Annotated in this window: 12 protein-coding genes; 6 read left to right on the forward strand and 6 right to left on the reverse strand. The window is 42.0% G+C overall.

Annotated elements, in window-relative coordinates:
* Nucleotides 1-160: 160 nt before the first annotated feature.
* The 3 genes from WC615_RS08000 to WC615_RS08010 all read left to right on the forward strand — a co-directional run bounded on the left by WC615_RS08000 (nt 161) and on the right by WC615_RS08010 (nt 1038).
* Nucleotides 161-547, forward strand: a complete 387-nt coding sequence (locus WC615_RS08000) for a DUF1634 domain-containing protein (RefSeq protein WP_372977583.1) — start codon at nt 161-163, stop codon at nt 545-547.
* A gap of 38 nt (nt 548-585) precedes the next feature.
* Nucleotides 586-807: a KTSC domain-containing protein gene (locus tag WC615_RS08005; RefSeq protein ID WP_372977584.1), complete on the forward strand. Its 222-nt coding sequence runs from the start codon at nt 586-588 to the stop codon at nt 805-807.
* 63 nt (nt 808-870) lie between these two features.
* Entirely contained in the window at nt 871-1038 is a 168-nt protein-coding gene (locus WC615_RS08010; protein WP_372977585.1) for a hypothetical protein, read from the forward strand.
* Between the two features lie 112 nt (nt 1039-1150).
* Here the strand turns inward: WC615_RS08010 and WC615_RS08015 are convergent, their stop codons facing one another.
* Complete coding sequence (locus tag WC615_RS08015) at nt 1151-3583, reverse strand: outer membrane beta-barrel protein (protein ID WP_372977586.1); 2433 nt, start codon at nt 3581-3583, stop codon at nt 1151-1153.
* Between the two features lie 197 nt (nt 3584-3780).
* Between WC615_RS08015 and WC615_RS08020 the strand changes: the two genes are divergently transcribed.
* A complete protein-coding gene (locus tag WC615_RS08020) occupies nt 3781-5064 on the forward strand; it encodes a serine aminopeptidase domain-containing protein (protein ID WP_372977587.1) in 1284 nt (427 codons plus the stop codon).
* A gap of 132 nt (nt 5065-5196) precedes the next feature.
* Here the strand turns inward: WC615_RS08020 and WC615_RS08025 are convergent, their stop codons facing one another.
* Nucleotides 5197-5670 carry a DinB family protein gene (locus WC615_RS08025; protein ID WP_372977588.1) on the reverse strand — a complete coding sequence of 158 codons (474 nt, stop codon included), beginning with the start codon at nt 5668-5670 and terminating at the stop codon, nt 5197-5199.
* Nucleotides 5671-5764: 94 nt separating this feature from the next.
* On the opposite strand from WC615_RS08025, the gene WC615_RS08030 reads away from it, so the two are divergent.
* A complete protein-coding gene (locus WC615_RS08030; RefSeq protein WP_372977589.1) occupies nt 5765-7540 on the forward strand; it encodes a DUF885 domain-containing protein in 1776 nt (591 codons plus the stop codon).
* 57 nt (nt 7541-7597) lie between these two features.
* Here the strand turns inward: WC615_RS08030 and WC615_RS08035 are convergent, their stop codons facing one another.
* The 4 genes from WC615_RS08035 to carA form a co-directional block, all read right to left on the reverse strand.
* Nucleotides 7598-7894: a septum formation initiator family protein gene (locus WC615_RS08035; RefSeq protein ID WP_372977590.1), complete on the reverse strand. Its 297-nt coding sequence runs from the start codon at nt 7892-7894 to the stop codon at nt 7598-7600.
* 229 nt (nt 7895-8123) lie between these two features.
* Nucleotides 8124-9485: a DEAD/DEAH box helicase gene (locus tag WC615_RS08040; protein ID WP_372977591.1), complete on the reverse strand. Its 1362-nt coding sequence runs from the start codon at nt 9483-9485 to the stop codon at nt 8124-8126.
* 779 nt (nt 9486-10264) lie between these two features.
* Nucleotides 10265-10789 (reverse strand): signal peptidase II, encoded by a 525-nt coding sequence (gene lspA / locus WC615_RS08045; RefSeq protein ID WP_372977592.1) that lies wholly within the window; start codon nt 10787-10789, stop codon nt 10265-10267.
* Nucleotides 10790-10993: 204 nt separating this feature from the next.
* Nucleotides 10994-12097, reverse strand: a complete 1104-nt coding sequence (carA, locus tag WC615_RS08050) for a glutamine-hydrolyzing carbamoyl-phosphate synthase small subunit (RefSeq protein ID WP_372977593.1) — start codon at nt 12095-12097, stop codon at nt 10994-10996.
* A 291-nt stretch (nt 12098-12388) separates the two neighbouring features.
* Between carA and WC615_RS08055 the strand changes: the two genes are divergently transcribed.
* On the forward strand, nt 12389-12742 hold a 354-nt coding region (locus WC615_RS08055; protein WP_372977594.1), incomplete at its 3' end, for a 3-methyl-2-oxobutanoate hydroxymethyltransferase.

Genomic DNA, 12742 nt, shown 5'->3' on the forward strand with positions numbered 1-12742 from the left:
GCGAAAATAGTAAAAACTGCTTAGACATTAACGCTAATAGCTTAGTTTCAACAAAGTCTATATAATATATAGGTTAACATTAAAGTTGGAAGGCTATTTTTTAAGCATTATTTTCGGCTTGGTTATTGAGTAAAACCAAACTTGATGACCTAAATACTCAATGATAAAGAACAGTTTTAAAGATAAAGACATGCAGGCGGTGATAGGATGGGTGCTGCGTGCCGGTGTTTTTATATCTATGACTATTGTTTTTATTGGCGGTGTAATTTACCTGTACCGCCATGGCCAAACTATAGCCAACTACCACCAGTTTAAAGGTGTGCCCGATTTTGTGCACAGCGCAGGCGGCATTATAAATGGCATTATGCATTTAAGGGGCAGGGCTATTATACAGGCCGGCATCATTCTGCTTATAGCAACCCCCATCATCCGCGTAATATTTAGCGCTGTGGGGTTTATTCTCGAAAAAGATCACCTGTACACGGGTATTACCTTTATTGTACTGCTTATTATTATTATCAGCGCCTTAAGCGGCCACGCCGGATAATTTTTAAAACCATTTTGGCTTTGTACTGCTGTAATACTATGCGCAGACGGGCAATAAATTCATCGGCTTTACAAAGTATTGGTTACGATGCTGAAAAGCATATCCTTGAACTGGAGTTTAAGGAGAATGGTGACGTATGGCAATATTTTAACTTTAAACCCGCGGCCTACAAAAAATTTGTGAACAGCCAATCGCTTGGGACCTTTTTTGCTACCCGCATAAAAGGCAAGTATGATGAAGAGAAGATGGGATTTCTTTAGTGGAATTGTCGTTAATAATCACTGGTTTAAATTATATTTAGACATTAGACTAAAATTATAAACATGAAAGATCTAAACAAAAAAAAGTTATCACATGAAGAAATGAAAAATGTATTGGGTGGTTTGGTGCCTCCAGAGGAAAAAAAATGTCCGGAGGGTGAATCATGGTGCGACAAGGTAACGGGTAAGCCAAGATGTGTAACTGATGGGCTTTGCCAAAATTCTTGGTAAATCATTTAGTTACTCTTTAAAGTTAGACTGATTGCATAGATTCCGATAATTTACATCAAGAAATTTAAGAATTCGAAGACCGGTGTTAAACTGACATGTTAGTTAATACCGGTTATTTTATATTCATGCGGTTCTGCACATCCTCATTGCCGGTAACATGGCCGGCAGCACCCTTAACTGTTGTGCGGCCAAAACGGTAGCTGAAATTTATGTTGATCTTCCGGTATTCCCTTAAGTCAACCAGGCGCAAGTTTAGGTTTTGATAATTAGTATATATCCTGTCCTTATAGGTTTTAAAAATATCGTTGGCGGTAATACTCAGTTTCCCCAGCTTATGAAATATATCCTTACTTATACCGGCGTTTGCCATAAAAGTTGGCCTGTACTGATTGATGCCGTAAAAAGTAGCTGTTTCATACTTCCCGGAGAGCTGCGCGGCAATAGTTTTGCTTATCTTAAAATCCTGTGTCGAGAAAATGATCAGGTCGCCGGTACCTTTGTTAAGATCGCCGTACCGTGGATAGGCAACGTACCGCTGATATGATGCGTCAATATCATAGTTGCTTGTCCACCATTCGGTGAATTTTAATGGTGCATTTATATTGATACCATAAGTATAAGCTCGGCCAAGGTTAACTTCGGTAGTAAGGCTTATTTTTGAGGCATCGTTCTGCTGGTAAAAAGGGAAGGTTGCGCCTGTGCTTAAATTTGCATATAAGCTGGTTGTAATTTCGCGGTTATAGGTGTGGCTTAAACTTATTTTATTATTGTACTGAGGTTGCAGATAAGGGTTACCCGCCTGGTAATTATAAAGGTCTACAAAGTAAAGAAAGGGGTTAAGCTTATCATAACTTGGCCTGTTGATACCGCGGGTAAATGATAGGGCGTATTCATTTTTATCGTTATAGCGGTAATTAAGCAATACCGTAGGGAACAGGTTAAAATATTTATGGGGGGTTACTTCATTAGTAGTAACCGAAGTGCCTTTATTATCGGTGTATTCGCCGCGTAAACCGGCGTCAAGGTCAAATTTGCCAAATTTGCCGTTATAATCAGCATAAGCAGCTGCAATGCTTTCGGTGAACAGAAAGCGGTTGCTAAAAGCAGGGTTAATAGTGTATACGCCATTTACCTGCGGGCCAAAAACAAAGTTATTATCTGTTTGGGTCCGGCTAAATTTTAACCCGGCATCAAATTTCGAATTTTTTGGCAGCGGGTTGCTGTATTCCAATAAAGCTGTCCAATTGTTGGTTTTTGTGGGCGATATATTTTGCAGTAGCAGCGGGTCGCGGTAAACAGCGCCTGCATTATCAAAAAACTCATTAGTTATATATTCAGCCGATTGGCGCTTAGCACGTGTGTGTGTAATATTAGCCGTTATTGTACGGCCTGTTTTATCAAGCTTACCGGTATAATTAACATTGTAATTTATATTGGAGATGTTTCTGTCAATAGTTGAATTGGCCACAATAGTTGAATCGAGTACTCCCCGGTTTGCTATTTTTAGCGTGTTGTTCTTATTAAAATCATTATTATTAACTATACCGCTCACTAAAAAGCCAATACTCTGGTTGGGGGATAAAAAGAAATCAGTACCCAGCCTAAAGTTATGAACTTGTGATTCTTGTATGTTTTTATAAATACTGGAGTAACTGCTCTGTACACCTGCGTAACTAATGCCCCTGTCGTTATGAATTTCCCTAAATGTTTTGGTGCCGTTTATAATATAACTGCCAAATAAGTTAAAAATTTTTGTACGCGTATTAAAAGAAACCCCGGTACTTGCTTTATAATACCGACCATACCCCACAGATGCATTATAGGTGCCATTAGTGCCCAGATTTTTGCCTTTTTTGTAAACAATATTAACCACGCCACCCGCTGCTGCGTCATATTTGGCCGAGCCATTTTTTAATATCTCTATGCGGTCGATGTTGCCAGCCTGTGTGCCTTTTAAAAGCGTAGCAAGGTCTGCGCCTGTTAAGTTTGTAGCTTTGCCGTCTATTAAAACCAAAGCATCCTGCCTGCCACTGATGCTTACATTGTCATTATTATCAACACGCACACCCGGCGATTGCCTTAAAACCTCTAATACCGATTGCCCGTCGGCAATAATACTGGCTGCAGGGTTTATAATGGTTTTATCGGGCCTTACTTCAATATATGGCCTGCGGCCTATTATGGCAACTTCTTTTAATTCGGTACTTAGGGCTGCTAAGGTTATAGCTGTGACATTTATTGTTTGGTTATTTGCAATACTATAAGGTTGCGAGTAAGTTTTATTGCTGCCAAGCATAGTAGCAAACAATACATATTTACCCGGTTTGATATTTAAAAACTGATAGGTACCTGTATTATTTACCAATGCCGACATAACGATGGTAGAATCGGGCAGGTTTAATAAAACAACTGTTGCCGCTTCGGCCGGTTTATTGTTTTGTATAAAAACGCTACCGCGAATGACAGAAGAGCCTGTTTGGGCGTAACAAAAACTAAATAAGCTTGCCAGGATAGCCGCAAAAAAGCATCCAATTTTAACCTTCATTAATATACCTCGTAGATTTTTTCCTTATAGTTATCCCCTTTAAAAACTCAATATAATAACAATATTACAATAGGGAATAGGTTATAAGTGCTGTTTACGTATTTGCATGTGTAAATGTTTCTTAAGTTATTACTATAAAAAAGTAAAGTCCTTTCTATTTTATTAATTTCGCAAATACATTATTTGCTCTTAACATAATGAGAAGAATTTACCTTATAGCTTTTGTTTTAATATTTGCCACAGCATTTAATGCTAATAGCCAACCTGCCAATTATACGGTTGTTGCAAATAAATTTAAGCAGTTTTATAATGCCGGCCAGCCCGATAGTATTTTTAACATGTTTAGCGCAGAAATGAAAGCCAGCTTGCCGCTTGATAAGTTTAAACCTACTACTATTCAGCTAAAATCGCAGCTGGGTGCTTTAAATAAAACAGAGTTTTTAAAATATAACCAACCTTTAGCAGTGTATAAGGCAACGTTTGATAACGCTGTTTTTTTGTTGAATATAACCCTTAATAATCAAAGCAAATTAACAGGCCTGCTGCTAAGCCCGTTTGTAGAGGATGCAAAAACCATAGCGCTTGATCCTTCTCTTAAAGAATCGGCGGTACTGCTTAAAACATTGTCGGGTTCAATATCAGGTACGTTAACTATGCCCATTAGTGTAAGCGGTAAAATACCTGTTGTGCTTATTATAGCGGGGTCTGGCCCAACAGACCGGGATGGTAACAGCGCGAAATTAGGCCTAAACGGCAATACTTATAAAATGTTGGCAAACGATTTGGGTAAAAATAATATCGCCACCTTAAGATATGATAAACGCCTTGTTGGCCAAAGCGTTAGCACCACTAAAGAGAAAGAACTGCGTTTTGAAGATTATGTGGATGATGCCGTAGGTTTGATAAACCAGCTAAGCGAAGATCAGCGTTTCTCAAAGGTTATTGTTTTAGGCCATAGTGAGGGTTCGCTTGTTGGAATATTATCCATAAGAGACCAACCTGTTAACGCTTTTGTTTCTGTTGCCGGCGCAGGCCGATCGGCAGATATTATTGTTACCGAGCAAATGAAATCACAGCCAAAATATGTTGCAGATAACTTTAAAACCATGCTGGATAGCCTAAAAAAGGGCAAGTTCACGGAGAATATCGATCCTAAAATTTACGCTATTGCACGCCCGGATATTCAGCCGTACCTGATGTCGTGGTTTAGATATTCGCCTGCAAAAGAATTAAAGAAAGTTAAGGTGCCGGTATTGATATTGCAAGGTACAAATGATATACAAGTACCAGTAACAGATGCCGACCTGCTTAAAAAGGCAAAATCGGACGCGGTTTTAACCATTATACCCGGCATGAACCATATATTAAAGGAGGCCCCTGCCGATAGAGAGCAAAATTTGGCCACTTACAACAAACCCGACCTGCCGCTTAAGCCCGAGCTGGTAACCGCAATAGTGAATTTTGTAAAGGGTTTGAAATAGATATTATCCAATCCGTCATTGCGAACATAGCGTGGCAATCTTCGATAGAAAATCAGGTAAATTGCATGTCGAAGATTGCCACGTCGCTATCGCTCCTCGCAATTGTAAGGTAATAGGCGAACATCTGCATTATTATTTCCAAGCACCCAATAGTCTTCTCAACAAAATAATTTCTGAGGTATGGTACGAGTTATGATCAGCTATTTGCAGGGCCTCGCGCAGGATGCTTTGTCCGTCGCCGTGCGGTATCTTTTCATAAATATCGTGGCTTTTTAATAGAGCTATAAATTCATCCCTATCGTCATTTATCTGTTTTATAGTATTGTCCCACGCAGCCTCATCTGCCGGGGAGCTTTCTTTCGGCCAGTAATCATCCGGCCATTTGGGCGATTTGTGGTTGCCGTCTTTACTAAACTCCAGCATGTCCCCCTGCGCAATGCGTATATGTTCTGCCAGTTGCCAGATACTATACGGCAAATTATGCGGTTTTACACCGCGCAAATCGGCCGGCAGATCATCCAGTGCATCTTTTAAAGTAGCGTGCGCACCGCCACCTTCAAGCAGTTTTATGAGTTCTTTTATTAAAATTTCGTGTTCGTTATTCATAATAATGCGTTTGTTGTTTAACAAATTAGATACAGGTTTGATTTATATGAATCAAAAGTTTTAAGTTTATGCACCAAAGCTAAATTGTAACATAGTGATCAAAAAAATACTATTAATGGCCCTTTATGTGGCTGCTTTTACAGGCTGTAAAAAAGACGGACAATCAATGCAGGATGAATCTTTAAAAGATGACGCTGCTTTTTTAAGATACGAAGACCATTTTTTAGAAGAATTGTGGAAGAACAATCCCGACTGGGCAACAAGCGTAGGCTACCATAAATACGACAGCCTGTTAGTGGTACCCACTGATAAAGCCCGGGAACAGGCGGTAAAATTTGCCAAAGTACATTTGGATTCGCTGAGCCGCTATCCCGAGGGCACTTTGAGTGATGCCAATAAGATAGACCACCATATGATCAAAAATCAGATGGAGAGCATACAGTGGAATTTAGAGCAGCTAAAAGCATACCAGTGGGACCCCTCATCATACAACGTAATAGGTACGTTTGCATCCATACTTAACGAGCATTATGCGCCGCTAACCCAGCGCCTGCGCAGTTTTTATCAAAAAATGCAGAACATACCGGCTTATTATAAAGAAGCTGAAAAGCAATTGAAAAACCCTGTTACCGAGCTTACCCAACTGGCTATTGACCAACACCTGGGCGGTGTGGGTGTTATTGAGAATGATTTTGCCGATTCGCTCAAGAAAACAAACCTCCCCGCTGCCGAGCAAAAGCTAATGACCGAAAGGGCGAAGCTATCGGCCGATGCCATAAAAGGCTACGCAGCGTTTTTAAAGGCTATGAAAAACGATAAGCCACGCAGCTTTAGGTTAGGCAAGGATTTTTACGAAGCTAAATTTAAGTACGATATACAAGCCGAAGGTACAGCGCAGCAAACCTATAATTCGGCGGTAGAACGCAAAAAATACCTGCACCGCGAAATGGCTAAGCTGAGCAGGCAGCTTTGGCCAAAATATTTTGGTACGCAAGCTATGCCTAAAGATTCCCTGGAGTATATTGCTAAAGTAATAGATACCCTATCATCTAAGCATGTTGCACCTGGCGATTTTCAATCGGCTATTGAACAGGAGATACCCAAGCTTACGGCTTTTATACGGTCAAAAGACCTGTTGACCATGGATCCATCAAAGCCATTGGTAGTACGTAAAGAGCCGGGTTATATGGCCGGTGTTGCGGGGGCTTCTATCAGTTCGCCGGGCCCGTATGATAAAGATGGCAATACCTATTATAATGTGGGCAGCCTTTCAGGCTGGTCGGCAGAGAAAGCCGAAAGCTATCTGCGCGAATATAATAACTATACCCTGCAGATCCTTTGCATCCATGAGGCTATACCGGGGCATTATACGCAGTTGGTGTATGCTAACAAAGCGCCAAGTATAATAAAATCGGTATTGGGAAATGGCGCTATGGTTGAAGGCTGGGCTGTATTTAGCGAACAGGAAATGATAGATGCCGGCTTTGGTGATGCCGCGCCCGAAATGCGCCTGATGTGGTATAAATGGCACCTGCGATCGGTTTGTAACACTATACTTGATTACAGTGTACATGCCGGCAGCATGACTAAAGAGCAGGCTATAAAAATGCTCACCAAAGAAGCCTTTCAGCAGCAAACCGAAGCCGATAATAAATGGAAACGTGTAAGTGTAAGCAGTGTGCAGTTAACCAGTTATTACACCGGTTACAAAGAAATAAACGCTCTGCACGAAGAGTGGAAGAAAAAGCAAGCCAGCAAATACAAGCTTAAACAGTTTAACGAGAAGTTTTTAAGCTACGGCAGCGCCCCGGTTAAGTTTATTAAAGAGGCTATGTTTGCTATACCTAAAATAGATACGAAGACGAATTAGTAAATGTGCGGATATGCAGATGATACAATATGAATCTGCATATCTGCACATCAGTCATTACTTTTTCTTCTCATGAACGATAACAAAAATGTCTTCGTTATCTTTTTTCATGAGGTATTTTTCGCGGGCAAATTTCTCGAGTTTGGTTTTATCAGAGGTAAGTTCGCCAAGGTCTTTGTTAACCTTTTCGGTTTCAGTTTTATAAAAAATTTGCTCTTGTTTTAATTTATCAAGCTGTTGGTGATATTCGTATTGCGAGAACAGGTCGTTCTTATCAAAGAAGATCATCCAGATAACAAAAGCCACCGTAACCAGGAAGAATTTATTCTTTATAAGGTCAAAAAGGCGTTTCATTTGTGCTGGTTGAATTTTCACTTAAAGCTATTTAATTTCTTTGGAGGTTGCAAATATGGTTATTAACATCCTAACATAAAAATTTTTATGATTGGAGAAATGTTAAGCAGAAAGTAGGAAAAACAAGGGAAAATATCGCCATATTTCGACTTTAAAACGGCAAAAAAAGGCCGGGAATGGCAATGGTTCGCACCTGTTCGCTAATTCCCGGCCTTTGTGATATTTTAAATTATCTCCTGCCTGATGACGACCTGCTTGCGCCGCTCATGCCACTTGCACCGCCACGGCTGTTGCCGCTACCGCCGCTGCCACCACCACGATGACCCGCCGGCCTGCCGCCTGCGCCCGGCCTTTTGGTGCCGCCGCCATGCCTGCCAGCTGCACTGCCGCCGCCGCTTTTCTTAGGCGCGTTTTTGGCTTTGCTCATCATCTTCTCCGTCATGGCTTCGTAGCTTAACGGATAGGGATGGCCCAGTTCAACGGGAATCTCTTTGGCTATCAGTTTATGAATATCTTTCAGGTAATCTATCTCTTCCTCGCCATCGCAAAAGGTAAGGGCTATACCGCTTGCACCCGCTCGGCCTGTACGGCCAATACGGTGTACGTAGGTTTCGGGTATGTTTGGTATCTCGTAGTTAATTACGTGGGTAAGCTCGTCAATATCAATACCACGGGCAGCAATATCTGTAGCTATAAGCACGCGTGTTGTACGGTTCTTAAAGTTGGTTAACGCACGCTGGCGTGCGTTTTGCGATTTATTACCGTGTATAGCCTCGGCAGTGATACCGGTACGGATCAGATCTTTAACCACCTTATCAGCACCATGTTTGGTACGGGTAAATACCAGCGCAGTTTTAATCTCTTTATCTTTTAAAATATGGTTAAGCAATAAACGTTTATCGCCTTTGCTTACATAAAATAACGATTGCTGTATGGTATCTGCCGTTGATGATACCGGGGCAACCTCAACCCTTGCAGGTTTTTGCAGTATGCTATCGGCCAGGCTCTGGATCTCATTAGGCATGGTAGCGCTAAAGAAAAGCGTTTGCCTGTTGGCCGGTACTTTTGCTATCACCTTTTTAACATCGTTCACAAAACCCATATCCAGCATACGGTCGGCTTCATCCAGTATCAGCATTTTTATCTGATCAAGGTGTACAAAGCGCTGGTTCATCAGGTCTAACAAACGGCCGGGGGTAGCTATCAGGATATCAACACCACGGCGTAAAGCATCAACCTGCGGGCCTTGCGATACACCACCAAAAATAACCAGGTTTTTAAGGCCGGTATGCTTACCATAAGCGGTAAAGCTCTCGCTGATCTGGATAGCCAGTTCGCGGGTTGGGGTTAGTATCAGGGCCTTTATAGATTTTTGTTCCTTGTGCTTTAGCTTATCCTGGAATAATAACTGCAGGATAGGGATAGCGAAGGCGGCGGTTTTGCCGGTACCGGTTTGCGCGCAGCCCAGCAGGTCGCGGTGTTGTAATATATAAGGTATAGCTTGTTCTTGTATTGGGGTAGGAGTTGTATAACCCTCTGCCTTTAAAGCCCTTAAAATAGGCTCAATTAAATTTAAATTTTCAAATGACATGTAATGTTTGTAATGTATGTGTGCTAACGCGAAGCATTAAGCGGGTCTGAAGAGTATATAATGATCAAAACCGTAAATCAACGGGTAATTATCGCAAAGATACGCTTTTTATAATGAAGTAGTAGGATAGGGTATAATGTGATGAAATAGTGACAGGGGGATGGCGAGTTTGAAGTGGGCTGTTTGCAGTTAACAGTAACGCGAAATCCCACTTTGCCATGCTGAACATCCTGAAGCATCTAATCACCAATATGTATATAGGCGATTGTACAGTTCGCTAACAGATCCTTCGCTCTCGCTTAGGATGACAAGGAGAAAAGAGAAAAAAGGTTGCTTTCTGCAGTGCCGGGTCAGACAAAACAGCTTCGGGTGAAAGTGGGCAGAACAATGGTGGCCTTGTGCGCGGCAAAGGCATAGGAACTTTTGCAGAAGCGGGGCAAGTGCAGTTGGGCAAAAGATTCCAGCCCGTGGTTTTGACTGGTTTGCGGGTTTAAGGCCAGGTGTGGCAAAGAAACCTTTTTGCTTTAGTCGCTGTGTTTTGTTTTATCGATATTCATGAGCTCGCGTTGCCCGGTATTGGTTACCTTGTATCAAGACACACGGCGAAGCCCTCTTGAGTACCTTGAAAAAAACAAACAACCATCCCTGGGCAATTGAGCGGGCGGATGTTTTATAGTCGCTTACTTAGTATAAAAAATGTTTGCCAGGAGATTGCTTCGTACCTTATAGAAATGACGGGTAGAGAGTATGGCGTAGAAGATTTTTACTCGTACCCCGGTTTATTCTTCAATTGCTGCTGCTTCAGCTTTCTTTTCATCATCCCTCTTCAAAAAGGCATCCAGTAGGATAAGGCCAAAACCTATCATAATAGAAACATCGGCGGCATTAAAAATGCCCGTTTGCAAACTGCCGAACTTGATGTGCAAAAAATCGGTAACGGAGCCATGTACAATCCTGTCGTATAGGTTGCCCAGGCCGCCGCCAATACAGAAAATAACACCTACTGACATCAGGCTGCCCAGGTTCTTTTTTATCAGCACATAAGCCAAGCCGCCAAACAGGGCCAGTACCGGCAGCAATGTAAGCAGTATAAATCTGAACGGTTGTACCAATTCGGCGCCCAGGCTTAAAAAAGCACCGGTATTTTCTACATGCAGCAGGGTAACATGGTCGTTAAAAAAACGATACTGATCGTAATAGTTGATGTGTGCGCGCATCATTGATTTGGTAACCTGGTCGCAGCCCAGGTTTAAACATAGGATAAGTACCAGGATGATAATGCGTGTTGTGCCTTTAAATTTCATTGTTGCTAAAGTATAAAAATTACTCCATGAGTCATTGCGAGGTACGAAGGAATCTCAAGACTATGCTATGCACCTTGCATACGCTATTATCTATCGGGAGATTGCTTCGTACCTCGCAATGACGTGGTGATAACAAAGAAGCCTTTCAAGCAAAACTTGAAAGGCTTCTTTGTTATAAATCGAATAGATCCGCTTAATGCCGGTCTATTTTTTCATCATACTTATAAAATCATCAAACAGGTAGCGGCTGTCATGCGGGCCTGGCGACGATTCGGGGTGGTACTGTACCGAAAACGCGTTTTTATTTTTCACACGGATACCTTCTATCGACTGGTCGTTTAGGTTTACGTGGGTGATCTCTACTTTATCAGATGCCCTTACCGCCTCGGGCACTACACCAAAACCGTGGTTTTGTGAGGTAACCTCGCAATGGTTGATGATGACGTTTTTAACCGGGTGGTTTAAACCGCGGTGCCCGTTAAACATTTTTTTGGTTGGGATATCATTAGCCAAAGCCAACAACTGGTGGCCAAGGCAAATACCAAACAAAGGCTTATCGGTAGTTAATATTTTTTTAACGGTATCAATAGCATAAGGCATGGCCGATGGGTCGCCGGGGCCGTTTGATATAAAGTAACCCGATGGTGCAAAATCCTTCTCCATTTCTTCGAAAGTGGTTTTTGCGGGGTAAACTTTGGCGTAAACGTCGCGATCATCAAAGTTGCGCAGGATGTTCTTTTTAACGCCAAGGTCAAGCACGGCAACACGATAGGCAGCGTTCTCGTCGCCAAAAGTGTAGCTTTCTTTTGTTGATACCTGTGATGAAAGCTCCAGCCCGTCCATATCAGGCGCTTCGGCCAGTTTGGCTTTCAATTCGTCAAGGTCTAAGATCTCTGAAGAGATAATAGCGTTCATGGCGCCTTTATCGCGGATGTGGCGAACGATCTGGCGGGTATCTACATCAGAAATGCCAACTATGTTCTGCTCCTGGAAATAATCCTGTATGGATTCGGTTGCCTGTTTGCGGCTGTAGGCAATGTTATAGTTTTTGCAAACCAGGCCGGCTATCTGGATATTACCCGATTCAACCTCATCAGTATTGATACCGTAGTTACCAATGTGCGCATTGGTGGCTACCATTATCTGCCCGAAGTAAGATGGGTCGGTAAAAATTTCCTGGTAGCCGGTCATGCCGGTATTAAAGCAAATTTCGCCTGTGGTTGTACCTATTTTACCGGCAGCTTTACCGTAAAAAACGGTACCGTCGGCTAATAATAAAACAGCAGGTAATTTGGTGAAATGATTCATTTAGCAAAAAAATTGAAAGGGTTAAATATTCGGATTTTCTGGCTCGAAGCTCCGTGAAAAGAAACCGTAAGGCTGAAGTAAGATACCTCTTTATTCACGGCGCAAAAATAGAAAAATATTTACGATTTTAGATGTACGATTTCAGATTTATTGAAATATATGGCGGTATGACATTTTTATGAAACAAGGCTGCTTTGCCGCGGGCTATCTGCCAATATCCAAATCGTAATTCTAAAATCGTAATTCTAAAATCAAAACCTACCTTTGCACTACAAAAACTAAAAAGATACCATGTCGGTAAACAGGGAAGTTAAACGCATTACCACGCATATATTGCAGGAAATGAAGAACCGTGGCGAGAAAATAGCCATGCTTACGGCTTACGATTATTCGATGGCCGCCATTGTAGATAACGCAGGTATGGATATCATCCTGGTGGGCGATTCGGCCAGTAATGTAATGGCCGGACACGAAACTACGCTGCCCATCACCTTAGACCAGATGATCTATCACGCATCATCGGTAGTACGCGCGGCAAAGCGGGCGCTGGTAATTGTTGATCTGCCCTTTGGTTCATACCAGGGTAACTCCAAAGAAGCGCTGGCATCTGCTATCCGCATTATGAAAGAAGCAGGCGCGCATGGG

Origin of the sequence: Mucilaginibacter sp. (assembly GCF_041663085.1) — a bacterium.
Lineage (GTDB): Bacteria > Bacteroidota > Bacteroidia > Sphingobacteriales > Sphingobacteriaceae > Mucilaginibacter.

Coding starts and splice junctions, on each gene's coding strand:
- lspA (WP_372977592.1), bottom strand. CDS start 10,789: ATGAAATTTAAAGGCACAACACGCATTATCATCCTGGTACTTATCCTA.
- carA (WP_372977593.1), bottom strand. CDS start 12,097: ATGAATCATTTCACCAAATTACCTGCTGTTTTATTATTAGCCGACGGT.
- WC615_RS08010 (WP_372977585.1), top strand. CDS start 871: ATGAAAGATCTAAACAAAAAAAAGTTATCACATGAAGAAATGAAAAAT.
- WC615_RS08000 (WP_372977583.1), top strand. CDS start 161: ATGATAAAGAACAGTTTTAAAGATAAAGACATGCAGGCGGTGATAGGA.
- WC615_RS08040 (WP_372977591.1), bottom strand. CDS start 9,485: ATGTCATTTGAAAATTTAAATTTAATTGAGCCTATTTTAAGGGCTTTA.
- WC615_RS08005 (WP_372977584.1), top strand. CDS start 586: ATGCGCAGACGGGCAATAAATTCATCGGCTTTACAAAGTATTGGTTAC.
- WC615_RS08025 (WP_372977588.1), bottom strand. CDS start 5,670: ATGAATAACGAACACGAAATTTTAATAAAAGAACTCATAAAACTGCTT.
- WC615_RS08035 (WP_372977590.1), bottom strand. CDS start 7,894: ATGAAACGCCTTTTTGACCTTATAAAGAATAAATTCTTCCTGGTTACG.
- WC615_RS08020 (WP_372977587.1), top strand. CDS start 3,781: ATGAGAAGAATTTACCTTATAGCTTTTGTTTTAATATTTGCCACAGCA.
- WC615_RS08015 (WP_372977586.1), bottom strand. CDS start 3,583: ATGAAGGTTAAAATTGGATGCTTTTTTGCGGCTATCCTGGCAAGCTTA.